This window comes from Nostoc foliaceum FACHB-393, from assembly GCF_014698505.1.
Taxonomy (GTDB): domain Bacteria; phylum Cyanobacteriota; class Cyanobacteriia; order Cyanobacteriales; family Nostocaceae; genus Nostoc; species Nostoc foliaceum_A.
In genome coordinates, this window is the sequence record NZ_JACJTD010000010.1 from 128,641 (window position 1) to 144,893 (window position 16,253).

Here is a 16,253-nt window from a genome sequence, read left to right on the forward strand (position 1 = left end):
ATCCTAGTGGATAATGTCTCACACAAAGGCGCAAAGAAAATTATCTATTTTACACTGCGTTAACATACTTTACTAAGTTAATCTTCAGTCAATTATTTTCCTGACCACTGATCAACTATTTCAAGCATTTTTTCACTACTTATGGCTTTAATCATCTTTTTGCCATGTGGTATTTTAATCCTTTCTACTATATCATTCAAGGATTTAAACTGTTGAGCATTTCGTTCATTTTCTACTATTTCTGCTATCTGAGAAGCTTTTTTTTGATTAAAACCAGCATTACGTAATTTGGAAGCAATTTCAACTGGACTAAACGTTTTAAAAACTTCTATCAGTTCAGTCTTCTCAGCCATTTGCTTTTTAATATCTTTGACTTCATTTTCTAACTTTGCATTAGTAGTTGCTTGCTCAAATAGTTGCTTAGTTATTTTTTCAAAACGTGACTCCAAATTGATTAAAAACTGTTCAATATCTTTTGATTCCAATGCTACTTTTTCTGAAAAATCAGCTTTTGACTGTCTAAATAATTCAACTTGCTTTTTTAAAGTCTCCTCATTTTCAGACTCAATAATAAATACCCCAATCATTTCAGCTTTACGAGGATCTATTTCTCTTGCCCTAGTAGCAGCGTGATACTCAAAATGTCCATCAACGACCTCAAAGGAATCGATGCTTGAACGACGAATAATTATAGGGTTAATAACTCCTGCCGCTTCTAGAATAAGATTTGCTGCTTGTTCTAGCTGATCATCTATAAAACTTGATCGAGCTACAGTAGAAGTAATTTTTTTAATAGCAACTAGTGATGTAGATAATTTCATTAAGTCAACCCTATCTTTTGTAAAACTTCTATTGCCAATAATTCAAATTCTTGTGCAGCAGTTGAATCGGGCTTAAAATCAAGCACAGAAATTGGATCAGCTACTTCAATATCTCCTATAATCAGAAACTTTTCAGCGCATTTTGCTAAGTCATCTCTGTCATAAATCACTGTATTCATGACCTCGAAATCATATCGTTTTGGAATAGCTTCTAATCTTTTAGTTAAAGTATGTTTTACAAATTGATTGTTAGTAGATATTTTACAAGCAAGTACACCTAAAATTTCAAGTTGAGGCTTTCTTATTTGTTTTCTAAATCCATTTATTTTTTTGATAAATTCCCTAACATTTATTAGTCCTTGATTAGCAAATGGTTTTAGATCGGAAGGAATAATAAGGTAGTCAGCAGTAATTAGAGCAATCCTAGCATACAGATTTAATGAAGGTGGGGTATCAATCAATACTACATCATATTGTTCTGCTACTGCACTGAGTTTTTGAGCAAGCATCATCTTACTGTCTTCTTGCTGAATTAACTCATTTTCATAATTCATTAAACTAATATGAGAAGGAACAACACTAATTTCTGGATTTGTGAATTGAGATTTTCTAGCGACTTCCTCTATAGGATAAAAATCTTCTGATTGCAAAATATGACGAATATTAGAATCTTTGATATCATCGAATTCTTCATCATCAAATTTGACTAAACCTGTAGCAAATGTTGTATTTGCTTGACTGTCAAGATCAATTACCAAAACTTTTTTACCTTTTTTTCTAATAGCAGCAGCTAAATTAACTACAGTAGTTGTCTTACCTACGCCGCCTTTATTGTGGTAAATCGCAATTATTTTCATTATATGTTGCCTCTTACTCTTAGTTTCAAAAATAAATTTTTCTTCAGTTATTTGAACTTCTGGTTTATCTATTAACTGTCCTTCTTTCAAACTCTCTCTACCAATTACACCTTTAATCTTTTCTAGTTTCGGCTCGACTTCTTTCCCAGAACATTGAAATACTAGTTGAATATCAGTCTGCAATTTTTGATAAATTCTAATCTCTTTGCCGTTAGTCAACAAACCATACCTGACATTCAAGCTGGTTAAATAATGCCTGAGTCGGGGGACATGATTATTTAAGTTTTGTTTGGGATGCTTTGCCTCCATTACGACACTCAGCGGTGAGTTAGCATCTAAGACAAAGGGAATCACTTGTGCGGCAAATGCTAAGAAATCTAAGCGGATGCTACCAACGGCAACTTCTTGATGCCAGGTGTCAGGAGTATAACCTAGCTGTGGTAGCAAATATTGCACTATGAGTTTGCTTTCAACTTCGCTTTCGTTACGGCATAGCTCAGGATTAAAAGGCAATATTTTTCTACCTCAAAATAATTATTGGACTTGGGATAAAACCTGATATTTGCTAGATTATCACATAGCCTTAACTGTATTGAGTGATATAAATCACTTAGAAAAACATAAATAATCATCATAAGATTAGTACTTTTGCTGATACAATAACCATTTCTGACAGCTAGCCATATTCAAAAGAAACAGGCTACGTATGTATTTCCCCATTACCTTTATAAATGGATAGAATCAAAGTGTTTACCTATTTGCGCTAAAAGTTTTGGCTACTGTATCTTGTCCCCACTGCCATCAACTCGTTGATAGACAAGCTATTAGTTGTCCCTATTGCCGGACGACACTCAAAGCTTACGGTCATCCCGGTATTCCATTGCACCGCGCCACTGGGGACGGGTATCTGTGCGACACCTGCACTTATCACGCTGATGATACTTGCAATTTTCCCCAGCGTCCCTATGCCAAAGATTGTACCCTCTACCAAAATATTGAAGATACAAAGTTGGATTTGCAACAGCAGCGTTACACTAACAGTTTTGCGGTAACTGTGAAAACTTGGGTAAAACGCAATCAGGGTTTGCTGTTGCTATTAGGTTTATTATTGGTTTGTTTATTGTTTGTTGTATTAAGGTCTTGATTTGTGTTGACTGGGAAGTGGGGAATATAGCGCTTATCGGATGAGTCCAATACAGACCTAACCCCCAGCCCCGGTCCTCGCAACTCCAATACATCTATAGGACTAGTATTTGATTTTTGAAAAGATACGTAGGGTGCGTTAGCGACAGCGTAACGCACCATTCTTAAGGCTTTGGTGCGTTACGGCTTACGCCTAACACACCCTACAAATACTTAGATTTTTTCAGAAATCAAATATGATTCCTATATATAATAATAAAATAGTCACTATGAGCGATCGCTATATTTTGAAACGTATATATACATACAGACAGGAAATCATAAAAGAAAATAAAGAAACCTGTCTTTCGCCTCACGAAATAATAAGATACTAATAGTAGTAGCATATACAGAAAATCAATTTTTAGCCCTATAAAACTCATATTTGAGTGCATCTGAGTACAGCTTAATATATTGCAAAATATCTTGACGAAATCTTAGTAAAAGCTTACAGGTAAAGTTTCTTGTAGCGAGCACAGAAATTCTTAACCCCTGTCCCCAAAATACTAGCACCCCCATCCTTAAACACTAGCGCCCCTACCCCAAGAGAAATTTTAAGTTTATCTTGAGTCGGGGTTTCGGCGTTTGAGTACAACCTTAATCAATCCAATAAATCCAATCAGCATTGGGTTTCCTATCGAGTTGGAAGTCGCCTGATATAAGCATAAAAATAGCACATGGCTCTTTCTACCAGATAGACATTACCGATGCAACAGTCTTTAGACAGTATTAGCGATCCCCCAACTACCAAAACGCAGGATTCTGCACATACATCCATGCTGAAAAAGTTACTCTCTGGCGTTTTTTTTGAGCCATTATTGAGTGATTTTCGCATTATTTTTGAGCGCGATCCAGCAGCACGGAATTGGCTAGAGGTGGTGTTTTGCTATCCAGGATTGCACGCACTCTGTTTGCATCGTCTTGCTCACTGGTTACATGGTCGAGGAGTCGGTTTTATCCCCCGGTTTATTTCTCACTTGGGACGATTTTTAACGGGAATTGAAATTCACCCAGGTGCAGAGATTGGTCAGGGTGTGTTTATCGACCACGGAATGGGTGTTGTCATTGGCGAAACTGCGATCGTGGGCGACTATACACTGATTTACCAAGGCGTCACCCTTGGCGGAACTGGTAAAGAAACTGGTAAGCGTCATCCCACAGTGGGCAAAAATGCAGTGATCGGCGCGGGTGCGAAAGTTTTGGGTAATCTGCAAATTGGCGATCGCGTCCGTATTGGCGCAGGTTCCATTGTCTTGCGGGATATCCCCAACGATTGCACAGTTGTGGGAGTTCCCGGTCGCATTATTTCTCGGAATCAAAACGCCAGCCTTTCTCCTTTAGAACATGGAAAGCTACCCGATGTGGAAGCAACCGTGATTCGTTCTTTGCTCTCGCGCATTGAGCAACTCGAAAAACAACTGCAAACTTTAAGACAAGAGTTAGGAGTTAAGAGTTAAGAGTTAAGAGTTAAGAGTTAGTAATTATTCCCCTTATCGCCCTCATCTACCTCACTCCCCCCACTGCCAAAATGAGAAAATTAAACGCCTCACAACTTAATTCCGATCCTTTAGGCGATCAAGTTTTGCAGATTCCTTTGAGCGATCGCTGGCGAATCTATCACCGTTTACAAGAGTTAAAAATTAATAGCTCTTGTCCCCCCGATGGTTCTTTACGAGTGCAAGTGAACAATTTGGTAGAAGCGATTTTAATTCGCAGTACTGTTATGCAATTTCTTGCTTCTCGTCATGAATTATTAGAGTGGTTAGAGCGTTGCTGGGATTACAGTGATGAGTCATGAGTCTTTCAAAAAGACCTAATTCAGACACGATTAATCTTGAATTCATGACGCAAGGACTGCACTTCATCCTTTTTGTTCATAGATGCACAAAGCTCGAATAGGTTTAGAAGTTGAAGTTACTGTAAGCTAGCAGAATTTGTTGCAGACTGAGGGAGATTAACCGAGTTTTAGATTTTATCCAGTCTACTAAATCTGAAATTTCCCTGACATATAGCAACAATTAAAAAGGCGAAATTACCAAACCAGACTGGGGATTTCTGATTTTTAATTTTTTCCCAAATTAAGAAATTGAAAGTTCAATCAATTATGGCGACTCGTAACAGAGATATAAAACTCCTCAATTTTTTGCACAACGAACTTGAACTTTCAAATGCCGATATTGCTGTAGCTCTGCGACACCGTGAATTAGAAAATGGGCCACTACCGATGCTCCTCTGGCAGTATGGTTTAGTTGACTTGGAGCAGCTAGGAAAGATTTTTGATTGGCTAGCAGAACAAAGTTAGCTAATTTGAACCCTTTAACTTTAAGTACCATTACCTGCCTAAATTACACACCAATGCTCTAGAAAATTTGAGGTTACTAAGATGATTACATCATTAATTGCTGGATTCTGTGTTTTACTTTGTTCAGGGTTCGCTAATAGTTATATTAGTTCATTGCTACTCGAACAAATTTCACCTGACATCGGTAAAAACGATTAGTAAATTATACATGGTTTTAGTTCCCTGTCATACAGATGTGATGCTGCTAATAGGTCAATAATTAAGGATCATGTATCCTACATTATGAATTGTGATATTTTTAGCATTTACCATCGCGGGGAATTGTAGAGAGAAAGGATATTAAGAATACTTCCAAGAGAGGGATATTTGCAATGAATCAAATCATAATTAATGACACTACATTACGTGATGGCGAACAAGCAGCAGGTGTTGCTTTTAACCTAGAAGAAAAAGTAGCGATCGCTAAGTTTCTCGATGCTATTGGTATCCCAGAATTAGAAGTCGGTATACCGGCAATGGGTGACGAAGAAACCCGTGCGATCGCAGCAATTTCTGACTTGGGTTTACAAGCAAAACTCCTGGGCTGGAACCGTGCTGTCATCTCAGATATTAAGGCTTCTATCGCTTGCGGTCTGAACCGGGTGCATATTGCCATTCCCGTTTCTGGTATCCAAATCGCCGCTAAATTTCATGGTCAATGGCGAGTAAGTTTGCAAAAACTCAAAGACTGTATCAGCTTCGCTGTCGATCAAGGTCTTTGGGTAGCAGTCGGCGGAGAAGATTCTTCCAGGGCTGATGAAAACTTCCTCTTAGATGTAGCGCTTTATGCTCAAGAATGGGGTGCATCCCGGTTCCGCTTCTGCGACACCGTAGGAGTTCTCGACCCTTTCACCACCTACACCAAGGTTAAACGGCTGGTTTCAGCTTTGATGATTCCCCTAGAAATCCACACCCACAATGATTTTGGTCTGGCAACTGCCAACGCTCTTGCGGGTATCAAAGCTGGAGCCTTATCAGTGAATACCACAGTCAACGGATTAGGTGAAAGGGCGGGAAATGCAGCTTTAGAAGAAGTTGTGATGGCGATTAAACGCATCTACGGCGTTGATTTAGGCATCGACACTCCCAGTTTGCTGGAACTGTCTCAACTAGTTGCAGCCGCATCAGGAGCTAGCGTACCACCTTGGAAAGCGATCGTTGGCGAAAATACCTTTGCTCACGAATCTGGCATCCATGCTCACGGGGTATTGCAAAACCCTATTACCTATGAACCATTTGCTCCCGAAGAGGTGGGTTGGGAACGGCGTTTAGTATTAGGTAAACATTCTGGACGGCATTTGGTTTCAAACTTGCTAGAACAGCATGGAATTTTCTTGAACTCCCAAGAAACCCAATCTGTTTTAGACGCAGTGCGCCATCAATCGGTACAGAAAAAACGCAGCCTGACGACAGAAGAACTATTGAATTTGGTCAGAGAACAGAGGTACTCTCATGCAACGCGATGAATTAGAACTAAACTTGCCACCTGCTTTTGAAATTGGTGAAAAAGTCAGAGTTCGGAAACTGCTCAAAAACGATGGTACCTTTCCTGGTAAAGAAGTCGGGCAAGTTTTAGTGAACAAAGGAGATATCGGCTACATAGCCAGTATAGGAACATATTTGCAGACTTCCTATATTTATGCTGTGCATTTCTTGGAAACAGGATTCGTCGTCGGCTGTAAGAAAAAAGAACTAGAATCTGTTGAGGAATCTCATGAAAGTAATGCTACGCATGAATGATGCCGGTACTTTAGTAGTTTACGTTGCTAAAAAAGACCTTGAAGAAGAAGTAGTCAAACAAACCGATGGAAATGATGGCAAGATTCTTACCCTAGCAAATGGTTGGGAATTGGAATTTCGTGATTTGCCAGACACAGCAAATTTACCCCAAACAGTAGAAGCTAAACGCCTCGCTTAAAAACAGTTAGGAGTTAAGAGTTATGAGTTATGAGTTATAAGTTTTAACTCCTAATTCCTCACTCCTAACTCCTCACTCCTAACTCCTCACTTTTAACTCCCCACTCCTCACACCTAACTTTTTATCAATCATGGGTAACAAGTATTTGACGTTATCAGAATTGAATCTTGAGGGACAGTTACTAGGTTTTGTTGGTGGTGAACCAGGAAAATATAAATACTTGCAATTAGCAGTTCCATCTGGAAATGTAGAAATTAAACTGCCTAAGGAATTGCGCCGTTTACTAAGTTCATCCTTAGTTCCTGGCCAGAAAATTCGCGTTTGTGGTCATAGTAAGCTAGACTCGCGTACAAGTAAAATAAAAATTAAAGCCTATCGAGTGACACCAATTGATGCGTGTCCAAATCAAGAATTACCGCCTCAAATCAAAGCGAGGATTATGGTATGTCAAAAGTCTGGTTGCCTGAAACGTGGTGGTAAAGGGTTATTATCAGATTTAGAAAAAACTTTGTGCGATCGCGGTTTGTTAGACAAAGTTACTATTGAACATACTGGTTGCCAAAAATGCTGTGGCAGCGCCCCCAACTGTGTTTTACACCTTGGTAAAAAGAAATACAAGAATATTCATCCTGATGCGATCGCATCCTTGCTAGAAAGTCATTTAACTCAATAATAACCTTCTCTAGCTTTTCTTAAGAAAATACACAGCTTTGTAGGGGTAAGAATTTTACCCCTATTTGTTATAAGTATCGTATAGTATCATCCTTAAAAGATGATTTCACTTGATTAAAAATCTTGAGTTTGTCTTTACGACATTTAAGTATAAGGATAGAAATTATATATACAAGTACTGTACAAATTTTGTGTAGCTAGTAAACAGGAGCTACAACAGGATATTAAAATATAGCTATTATATAGTTTGAGTATATTTAGTTCTCAAGCAATATAGTTTCAATAAGTTTAAGCCCACAAGCTCAAGCTTGGGGCTAGATATTAATACAGTTGAATTAAGGTTGATAAATGTAATTGGAATCCAGATAATGAGAGGTCTAATCCACTATCTAAAATCTACCACTACCACGAGCATAGCTTTTGCTTTTAATATCCATGAAAAGTTTTGACTCCATTTAATGAAAAAAGTGTAGTCTTATGCATCCTGTATACTTGCTTAAATATTCAATAGTCTAATCTCACTTTAAAAATCGCAACAATAACCAAAAGTTTTGCTCGCTAATATTTTTTCTTTACTCATTGATTAGTATTTTAGCTTTTTTCTGTGTACAAATAATCAAGATATAACCTATGTATACAATTACTGTGCAGAATTCGTGTAGAACTTGTGTAGATAAAAAATCACAATAAATTTATGTAATAAATTACGAAATATTAAATGTATTATTATATTTATATAAGTTCAAAAAGTATTAGAAAGTACTATGATAATTGTTATATTTTCGGAGAAAGATTATTTCTGTTTGAGACGATAGCCTAATCCATGAACCGTTTCAATAAAATTTTCTGGCGCACCTAAAGCTCTGAGCTTTTGTCGAAGACATCTAATATGAGAGCGAACAGTCTCCTCTACTGGAGAATCATCTACTGCCCAAACCTGCTCAATAATGCTAGAACGACTTAGTACACGTCTGCCATTAGCAACCAACAATTCTAAAATGGCATATTCTTTTAGTGTTAATGTCAAAGGATAAGAATCATAAGTAGCCTCATAAGTACTGAGATTTAGGTGTAACTTCTCCCAAGATAAATTCATTGTGCTTGCAGAATTACCACGTCTGAGTAAGGCACGTATACGAGCCATTAACTCTTCTAAATCAAACGGTTTAGCAACATAATCATCTGCTCCTGCATCTAAACCAGCAATTTTGTCAGCTACAGTATCACGAGCTGTCAACATCAGCACTGGGGCGCTAGTATTTCGGTATACTGGATTAGTACTGCTAGCAGTACGCAACCGTTGACAAAACCGGATGCCATCTAGCCTTGGTAGCGTTACATCCAATACCACCAAGTCGTACTTAAATAATTCTGCTGAATTCCAAGCTGCTTCTCCATCTTTGGCAACATCTACTACATACTGCCGTCTACTTAAAGCTTCTGTAAGTACCTCTGCCAGTTGAATATCATCTTCAACTACAAGAATTCGCATAATTTATTCCTTTATTTAGCAGTAGGTAAGTATTAGTTTAAATTTATCACGTATGCTCTGATATAATATTCAATCTTTTTCTTTTTTAGACAATCTCTTGACTTTATGATGTGGCAATTTATCAAATGGTTTCCCCAACGAAAATGGATTGCTGGAGGTTTTGCTTTAACTTTATTGCTTATGGGAATAGTTAGTTTTGCTTCTTTTAAGAATGCAACTGAAATCAAACAGGGAGCTAATAAGGTGCAGAATACTTATCAGACTCTCAATACTTTGACAAATTTTTCTGCGGCAATGACATCGGCAGAATCAGCACGACGAGGATACATATTTTTGGGAAGTAAACAAGATTTAAAGCGTTATCAAAATGAAATAATAACTATGCAATCTCAACTCAAGCTGTTAAAAGAACAAATACATACTAGTTTGAGTCAACAACAGAAATTTACACAGATGAACTCGTTAGTTAATGAAAGATTAGTTCTTTTGAAAGAATCAATAAAACTTTATCAAAAAGATAAAACAGCATTAGAAGCACAAACTAATATTACTGATCGTAGTGTTAAGCTTCGACAAGAAATCTTACGTATAATAGCAGATATTGAAGCTGAAGAACAACGTTATTTACAAAGTTTTCTAGAAGAATCTGAGAACAGCGTGCACTTGAGAATCCTAATGGAAATAGTAGGAACTATTTTAAGTGTTGCAGTAATTGTTATTTTATGTATTATTCTTAATCAGCAATGGATAAAACGTGAAAAAATTGAGTCTTTAGAATTTTCCCTAGCGCAAGAGAAAGAATTTGGAGAATTAAAAATCCGCCTGTTCTCGATGATTTCTCATGAATTTCGTACACCTTTAAGCATCATTTTACTATCATCTCAATTATTGCAAGAGATTCTTGAAGAATTGGTAGATGAGAAGCAGTTAAAAAATCTTTATCGGATTCAGTCTTCAGCTAAATTAATGAATCATCTGCTAACGGATATATTGACCTTAACAAGATCGGAAGCGGGAAAGTTGGATTATAAACCTCAATTAATTAATCTAGAAAATTTCTGCTTAAATTTGGTAGAAGATTTACAACTTTTTGGTACAACCCCACATTTAATAGAGTTTAGGAATTATGGGCAGTGTTTTCGAGCTAATCTAGATGAAAAACTTCTGTATTCCATTCTTAGTAACTTACTTCTAAATGCTATTAAGTACTCATCTCCTGGAAGTAAGATATACTTAATTCTGAACTCAGAAGCAGAGGCTGTATTTTTTCAAGTAATAGACCACGGAATAGGTATTTCAAAAACAGAACAGGAAAAAATTTACGAGCCTTTCTATCGAGGTCAAAATGTGAATAATATTGTTGGTACTGGACTAGGTTTAGCTGTTGTTAAAAAATGTGTAGAACGGCACAAAGGAGAAATTTATTTAGAAAGTAAAGTAGGAGTTGGAACTACCTTTACTGTTAAGATTCCTCATGAAAATATCGTAACATAAGTTTAAATTAAATCAATCCTTCCAATGCGTGCTGCAAATCGTTCGTTACATCAGCAACAGCTTGTCTAGCAGATAAACGATTTTCTTTATACGCCGAGTAACGCTCAGAAATAGATATAGGTTCACCCACAGATATTTTTACGTTTTGCTTACCCAAATGTGGACGCTGCACACCTTTAATGCCTTTGATTTTAGCAATCATTTGCCATAAAATTAAAGTTGTCTCAGCAAACCTTTCTACTGTGGGATTTTCTCGAATATAATTACCAGAAACAGTTACAAAACTTTCTACTAAACGCATGTGCCACATCCGCGCATTCGCTTCTTCAGCAACGCGATCGCCTAAAGCTCTTTCAACAGCAGATACCCCTTTTACATCCTTAAATTCTTCTCTAAATATATAATTCCAACCCGCTTGTTCTACCCTCCGGCAACGGTCACTTAAACTACCTTTTGACTGCAAATTAAAATACTGTTCTGATATTTGTAGTGCAGCATTTAACAAAGCTTGTAAACGAACTGCTAACGCTTCATTTCTATCTTCAATTCCTTCTACTGCTGTTTTGGCATCTGCCAGCTTTAGATGATAAAATCGCGTGTAAAATTTTTCCATCAACGAAAGTAAATGTTCTGCCAAGGTTAACAATCGGGGATAAAGCGACTCTATAGAAGCATGTTCTGGTGGATTCACAGGTAAACCACTAGCCGCTTCCAATTCACTTAAAAGATTTGCGATCGCACCCCAAGGAGCATCAACGTAACTATATTTAATCCCAACTGGTACAATTAGAACCTGTTCGGGGCGTTCAGCTTTGTGCAAATCTTCAGCACACCAAAAGCCTAATTGGGCGATACCAGGTTCTAAGGGGCTGATATTCTCCGATAAACCATTGGTTGCACCCTCTGGCGCAGCCGCCATCGGAAATCTCCCATTAGCAAACAAGTCACGCGCCGAACGTAACCCCGTCCAGTCAGCTTTACCTCGCTGAATCGGAGTACCACCTAAATGAGAAGCAATCCAGCCAACGTGGGAACCTGCCCATAGAGGAATGCCGCGATCGTAGATAAAATGAGCATGAATGGGATGTTGTAGTGCTGTGCCTTGCGATCGCGCTACCTTTGGCACGAGTTGAGACAGCAAGTAGGTCAAACAATATGGATCGTCTGTTTTCGGATGGCGAAATGCCAGCATAAAACGGATCTTACCCTCCTGAAACTGGCGATAGAGATCCACCAGAACCTCTACGTTGTCTGCTTCAATTTGGGTAATAGCTGTTTGCCAGTTTATCCAACTGGGTAGCAACAGATGGACGAATCGTAGAAATAAGGGGTTAAACGCCGGAGGAATAAATTCTAAGGGTGCCTGTGCTTGATAAATGACATCTGCCAAGGTAGTTTTCTCCTAAAGTTGCGATCAAAAAAGGCGGAAGGCTATAAGTAAAAATGAAAAAGAAATAACGCTGTGTACTTTGTACTTCATCCTTAATACTTCATACTTTAGTTGACATAGAAATTAGCGATCAAAGAAAGGCTATAAACGATGCGACTTTCACAAATGTTATTCGTTACACTCCGGGATGATCCAGCTGATGCTGAGATTCCTAGCCATAAATTATTACTCCGTGCAGGCTACATTCGTCGCATCGGTAGTGGTCTTTATGCTTATTTGCCTTTAATGTGGCGGGTATTGCAAAAAGTTTCCCAGATTGTGCGGGAAGAAATGAACGCTACAGGCGCACAAGAATGTCTTTTACCACAATTACAACCTGCTGATTTATGGAAGGAATCAGAACGCTGGGACACTTACACCAAAGCTGAGGGGATCATGTTTTCCCTAATTGACCGCCGTGAGCAACAATTAGGATTAGGCCCAACTCATGAAGAAGTAGTCACAGCGATCGCTCGTGATATGATTCGCTCTTATCGCCAGCTACCACTACATCTCTACCAAATTCAAACCAAATTCCGTGATGAAATTCGTCCCCGCTTTGGTTTGATGCGCGGACGAGAATTTATCATGAAGGACGGCTACTCTTTCCATACCGATGAAGCCAGCCTCAAAGAAACTTACCAGGATATGTATAAAGCCTACAGCAATATCCTGCGACGTTCTGGTTTAGCTTTTCGGGCAGTGGAAGCTGATTCTGGTGCAATTGGTGGTTCTGGTTCCACAGAATTTATGATTTTAGCGGAAGCTGGTGAAGACGAAGTTCTCTACACTGAGGATGGTAAATACGCCGCTAACGTAGAAAAGGCTGTTTCTTTACCAATTGATGCCGAAAGCTCACGGTTTACAACCTATGAAAAACGCGATACACCTGGAACAGAAACGATTGAAAAGGTGTGTCAACTCCTCAACTGTTCTCCCACTCAATTGGTGAAAAATGTCCTTTATCAGACAGTTTATGATAATGGTACAACGGTGTTAGTTCTGGTAAGCATCCGAGGCGATCAGGAAGTTAATGAAGTCAAATTGCAAAATGAATTGACCAAATTAGCTTCTGAATATGGTGCTAAAACTATTATTAGTTTGAATGTACCAAATGTAGAAGCCCAACAAGCATGGACAGCTAAATCTCTACCTTTAGGCTACATTGCGCCAGACATCACAGATGAGTATATTACCGCCAATAAACAGATCCATCCCAAGTTTTTGCGCTTGGTGGATCAAACAGCGGTTGATTTAAAAAACTTTGTTACAGGCGCGAATGAAACTGGTTATCACGTAGTTGGTGCTAATTGGGGCGAGCAATTTCCACTACCAAGCGGTGTAGTAGATATACGAAAAGCAAGACCAGGCGATCGCGCCATCCATAACCCAGAACAAACTCTTGCAAGCGCCCGTGGAATTGAAGCAGGTCACATCTTCCAATTAGGCACTAAATATTCCCAAGCGATGGGTGCAACTTATACCAATGAACAGGGTGAAGAAAAGCCCCTATTTATGGGTTGTTTTGGTGTAGGTGTATCGCGGTTAGCACAAGCTGCCGTAGAGCAATCTTACGATAAAGATGGGATTATTTGGCCAGTTGCGATCGCACCTTATCACGCGATCGTCACAATTCCTAACATCAAGGATGCTCAACAAATAGAAATTGCCCAAAAACTTTACACGGAACTTAATCAAGCGGGAATTGAAACCCTCCTAGATGACCGCGATGAACGGGCGGGAGTGAAATTTAAAGATGCTGACTTGATTGGTATCCCTTACAGAATTGTAACTGGGCGTGCGATCGCTAATGGAAAAGTCGAAGTTGTAGAAAGAGCTACCCGTAAATCTCAAGAAATTGTCATTGATGAAGTTACAACTACACTCAAACAGTGGATTACTGAAGCAATAGAAGGAAGTAGATAGTAGAAAATTCTCCATTCCCAACCTAACTTTTCACGTCATTTGGAAAGATCCACAAAAAACCTAACCCCCTAAACCTGCTTCTCACAACAGAAGGGGAAAATTCAAAGTCTCTCTCCTAGAAGGAGAGAGAAATAGAAGTGAGGTTTTCCAGATACCGTGAAAAGTCAGATCCCTCATCCCCCTCATCTCCCCACTCCCCAAAACTTACATAATTTGGCAGGTGACGGATTAGAAGTAAAAATTCTAAAATTGAATCAAGGACTTGCAAAATTAAAAAATAATCGCCTTTGAGACATAAAGTCTCCTCCAGGTTGTGGGAAACTCTCCACCTATAAGTATCGTCTTTAACCAGGCTGCTCCTCACATAACTACCATATCAGCCCTCAGTTAGGAAGGTTTTGAACATGAAAGACCAACAAGGATCTAATCGTATTTCTTCAGGCGTAATTGCAGCCGTCTCAGCGGCGGTTGTAGCGGTAGGTGGCGGTGTGGCTTGGTTTACTTCACAATCCAGCAATACTCCCACACCATCAAACCCCTCTGGGCGAATCGCTCAACCAGCACAGCCATCAACTAGGCAGCCAAGTAATGAGCAAACCCCAAACGTTTATTGGCTCCGACCAACAGATAAAAGTGTTACTTTGGTTCCCCAACCTGTTAAAGTAGCTTCTATACGAGCCAACCAGCCTTTAGAAGCAGCTTTCCAAAGTTTGTTAGCAGGCCCAACAGAAGGGACAGATTCCACAACTATCCCCAAAGGAACAAAGCTGTTGGGGCTGAAGACAGAAAATGATGAAGTTCACGTTAATTTATCCGAAGATTTTACCAGCGGTGGTGGTAGCACCTCAATGATGGGTCGTGTGGGACAAGTTGTTTATACTGCGACAACTTTAAATCCCAAAGCCAAAGTGTACATTGATGTGAACGGCAAACCGTTAGATGTTTTAGGCGGTGAAGGTGTAGAGTTACAACAACCGCTAACTCGTGAAAGCTTTCAGAAAAACTATCCGCTTTAAAAAAGTTAGGAGTTACAAGTTAGGAGTGAGGAGTTTTAACTCATAACTCATAACTCATAACTCTCTTAGAATTACCGTTTGCTATTTAAAACACGAAAATTACGGGCTTGTTCTTCTAACCTTGTGGCGAGGCGATCGCAAACCCGATTACACAAATCAAAAATCATTTGATCTTCCACCCGGTAATAGGCGCAAGTTCCTTCACTGCGGCGGCTAAGAATACCCGCTTGCCACATTACCTTCAGGTGTTTCGATACATTTGCCTGAGAAGTCTGTGTTGCCTCTACCAACTCTTGCACGCATTTTTCTTCATCCCGTAATAAGTGGAGCAGCCGCAGGCGCATTGGCTCACTTAACAGGCTGAAGTATTCAGCTACTTGTTGCACCACTTCTGGTGGTAAAGGCAACGTTTGTTTCATCAGGATTGACCCACAAGGACTGAAAATTTTAACGATGACTCATTTGGGATGACTCATTTGATATATAGATTAATACTTAATCAGGGTTAATTCGCATCAAAGGTTGACCATATTCTACTGGGTCACCATTTTGGAGGAGAATTTCCATCACCTGTCCAGAGACTTCGGCTTCGATTTCATTCATCAGCTTCATGGCCTCAATAATACAGACTGTTTGACCCTTGCGAACGCGATCGCCCACTTCCACAAATGCCGCTTCCCCTGGTGCAGGAGCGCGATAAAACGTTCCCACCATTGGGGAAGGCACTTCTAATAATCTCTGGTCAATGGTTAAGGGTGCATTTACTGACAACTGTAATTGTGTGCTAGTTCCAGTATTCTCAAACACCCGAGATGTGGATACCTCCGTTACCTGACTCGCGTTCACCTGGTTTCCCCCAGATGAACCCGATGTCAAGCCAGAACCTACCACACCGCCGAAGGTCGCTTGACCTACCGACAACATCTGATTGCTGACGCTCACAGCCTTACGGACTGTTAGTTCAAAATCATCGCTTTTGAGCGTGACTTCTGCAATATCTGTTTGTGCGATAGTTGCCAGTAGTTGGCGGATTTCATTAAAGTCCAATGGCACAGTTTTTATTACCTCGACCTATCTGTAAATTAGCATCTTAAGTGTGGCAGGG

General features: G+C 39.3%; 17 protein-coding genes. 11 read left to right on the forward strand and 6 right to left on the reverse strand.

All coding sequences use genetic code 11. The features are described from left to right. Positions 1-92: 92 nt before the first annotated feature. Positions 93-821: a ParB/Srx family N-terminal domain-containing protein gene (locus H6G92_RS11215; RefSeq protein ID WP_190893776.1), complete on the reverse strand. Its 729-nt coding sequence runs from the start codon at positions 819-821 to the stop codon at positions 93-95. Beyond that, complete coding sequence (locus H6G92_RS11220; RefSeq protein ID WP_190893777.1) at positions 821-2,191, reverse strand: AAA family ATPase; 1,371 nt, start codon at positions 2,189-2,191, stop codon at positions 821-823. Before H6G92_RS11220 ends, H6G92_RS11215 begins: the two co-directional genes overlap by 1 nt. Before the next feature lie 259 nt (positions 2,192-2,450). On the opposite strand from H6G92_RS11220, the gene H6G92_RS11225 reads away from it, so the two are divergent. From H6G92_RS11225 to H6G92_RS11260, 8 genes are all read left to right on the forward strand, one after another. Continuing rightward, on the forward strand, positions 2,451-2,822 hold the full coding sequence (locus H6G92_RS11225) for a zinc ribbon domain-containing protein (protein WP_190893778.1): 372 nt from the start codon (positions 2,451-2,453) through the stop codon (positions 2,820-2,822). 745 nt (positions 2,823-3,567) lie between these two features. After that, entirely contained in the window at positions 3,568-4,317 is a 750-nt protein-coding gene (gene cysE / locus H6G92_RS11230; protein WP_190893779.1) for a serine O-acetyltransferase, read from the forward strand. 71 nt (positions 4,318-4,388) lie between these two features. Next, complete coding sequence (locus tag H6G92_RS11235) at positions 4,389-4,658, forward strand: Asr1405/Asl0597 family protein (protein ID WP_190893780.1); 270 nt, start codon at positions 4,389-4,391, stop codon at positions 4,656-4,658. Between the two features lie 306 nt (positions 4,659-4,964). Beyond that, complete coding sequence (locus H6G92_RS11240) at positions 4,965-5,162, forward strand: DUF2949 domain-containing protein (protein ID WP_109012176.1); 198 nt, start codon at positions 4,965-4,967, stop codon at positions 5,160-5,162. A 371-nt stretch (positions 5,163-5,533) separates the two neighbouring features. After that, on the forward strand, positions 5,534-6,667 hold the full coding sequence (gene nifV / locus H6G92_RS11245) for a homocitrate synthase (RefSeq protein ID WP_190893781.1): 1,134 nt from the start codon (positions 5,534-5,536) through the stop codon (positions 6,665-6,667). Beyond that, complete coding sequence (locus tag H6G92_RS11250; protein WP_012407236.1) at positions 6,654-6,941, forward strand: nitrogen fixation protein NifZ; 288 nt, start codon at positions 6,654-6,656, stop codon at positions 6,939-6,941. Before nifV ends, H6G92_RS11250 begins: the two co-directional genes overlap by 14 nt. After that, positions 6,916-7,119, forward strand: a complete 204-nt coding sequence (gene nifT / locus H6G92_RS11255) for a putative nitrogen fixation protein NifT (protein ID WP_114083693.1) — start codon at positions 6,916-6,918, stop codon at positions 7,117-7,119. Before H6G92_RS11250 ends, nifT begins: the two co-directional genes overlap by 26 nt. Before the next feature lie 130 nt (positions 7,120-7,249). Continuing rightward, positions 7,250-7,792: a (2Fe-2S) ferredoxin domain-containing protein gene (locus H6G92_RS11260; RefSeq protein WP_190893782.1), complete on the forward strand. Its 543-nt coding sequence runs from the start codon at positions 7,250-7,252 to the stop codon at positions 7,790-7,792. Between the two features lie 792 nt (positions 7,793-8,584). Here H6G92_RS11260 and H6G92_RS11265 read toward each other — a convergent pair. Next, positions 8,585-9,283 carry a response regulator transcription factor gene (locus H6G92_RS11265; protein WP_190893783.1) on the reverse strand — a complete coding sequence of 233 codons (699 nt, stop codon included), beginning with the start codon at positions 9,281-9,283 and terminating at the stop codon, positions 8,585-8,587. A 105-nt stretch (positions 9,284-9,388) separates the two neighbouring features. Here H6G92_RS11265 and H6G92_RS11270 point away from each other — a divergent pair, with 105 nt between their 5' ends. After that, the gene (locus H6G92_RS11270; protein WP_190893784.1) at positions 9,389-10,777 is read left to right on the forward strand and encodes a sensor histidine kinase; all 1,389 of its coding nucleotides are present in this window, start codon (positions 9,389-9,391) and stop codon (positions 10,775-10,777) included. A 7-nt stretch (positions 10,778-10,784) separates the two neighbouring features. Here the strand turns inward: H6G92_RS11270 and H6G92_RS11275 are convergent, their stop codons facing one another. Beyond that, entirely contained in the window at positions 10,785-12,167 is a 1,383-nt protein-coding gene (locus tag H6G92_RS11275) for a 1-acyl-sn-glycerol-3-phosphate acyltransferase (RefSeq protein WP_190893785.1), read from the reverse strand. 150 nt (positions 12,168-12,317) lie between these two features. Here H6G92_RS11275 and H6G92_RS11280 point away from each other — a divergent pair, with 150 nt between their 5' ends. Both H6G92_RS11280 and H6G92_RS11285 read left to right on the forward strand, forming a co-directional pair. Beyond that, positions 12,318-14,132 carry a proline--tRNA ligase gene (locus tag H6G92_RS11280; protein WP_190893786.1) on the forward strand — a complete coding sequence of 605 codons (1,815 nt, stop codon included), beginning with the start codon at positions 12,318-12,320 and terminating at the stop codon, positions 14,130-14,132. Positions 14,133-14,536: 404 nt separating this feature from the next. Then, the gene (locus H6G92_RS11285; protein WP_190893787.1) at positions 14,537-15,148 is read left to right on the forward strand and encodes a GerMN domain-containing protein; all 612 of its coding nucleotides are present in this window, start codon (positions 14,537-14,539) and stop codon (positions 15,146-15,148) included. A gap of 71 nt (positions 15,149-15,219) precedes the next feature. On the opposite strand, the gene H6G92_RS11290 is transcribed toward H6G92_RS11285, so the two are convergent. Next, positions 15,220-15,567 (reverse strand): ArsR/SmtB family transcription factor, encoded by a 348-nt coding sequence (locus H6G92_RS11290; protein WP_190893788.1) that lies wholly within the window; start codon positions 15,565-15,567, stop codon positions 15,220-15,222. Between the two features lie 76 nt (positions 15,568-15,643). Continuing rightward, a complete protein-coding gene (gene accB, locus H6G92_RS11295) occupies positions 15,644-16,201 on the reverse strand; it encodes an acetyl-CoA carboxylase biotin carboxyl carrier protein (protein ID WP_190893789.1) in 558 nt (185 codons plus the stop codon). Positions 16,202-16,253 lie beyond the last annotated feature (52 nt).

Bases quoted from the DNA above. Each gene is read 5' to 3' on its own strand.
- H6G92_RS11215 (WP_190893776.1), bottom strand. From the start codon at position 821: ATGAAATTATCTACATCACTAGTTGCTATTAAAAAAATTACTTCTACT.
- cysE (WP_190893779.1), top strand. From the start codon at position 3,568: ATGCAACAGTCTTTAGACAGTATTAGCGATCCCCCAACTACCAAAACG.
- H6G92_RS11235 (WP_190893780.1), top strand. From the start codon at position 4,389: ATGAGAAAATTAAACGCCTCACAACTTAATTCCGATCCTTTAGGCGAT.
- H6G92_RS11240 (WP_109012176.1), top strand. From the start codon at position 4,965: ATGGCGACTCGTAACAGAGATATAAAACTCCTCAATTTTTTGCACAAC.
- nifV (WP_190893781.1), top strand. From the start codon at position 5,534: ATGAATCAAATCATAATTAATGACACTACATTACGTGATGGCGAACAA.
- H6G92_RS11250 (WP_012407236.1), top strand. From the start codon at position 6,654: ATGCAACGCGATGAATTAGAACTAAACTTGCCACCTGCTTTTGAAATT.
- nifT (WP_114083693.1), top strand. From the start codon at position 6,916: ATGAAAGTAATGCTACGCATGAATGATGCCGGTACTTTAGTAGTTTAC.
- H6G92_RS11260 (WP_190893782.1), top strand. From the start codon at position 7,250: ATGGGTAACAAGTATTTGACGTTATCAGAATTGAATCTTGAGGGACAG.
- H6G92_RS11265 (WP_190893783.1), bottom strand. From the start codon at position 9,283: ATGCGAATTCTTGTAGTTGAAGATGATATTCAACTGGCAGAGGTACTT.
- H6G92_RS11270 (WP_190893784.1), top strand. From the start codon at position 9,389: ATGATGTGGCAATTTATCAAATGGTTTCCCCAACGAAAATGGATTGCT.
- H6G92_RS11280 (WP_190893786.1), top strand. From the start codon at position 12,318: ATGCGACTTTCACAAATGTTATTCGTTACACTCCGGGATGATCCAGCT.
- H6G92_RS11285 (WP_190893787.1), top strand. From the start codon at position 14,537: ATGAAAGACCAACAAGGATCTAATCGTATTTCTTCAGGCGTAATTGCA.
- H6G92_RS11290 (WP_190893788.1), bottom strand. From the start codon at position 15,567: ATGAAACAAACGTTGCCTTTACCACCAGAAGTGGTGCAACAAGTAGCT.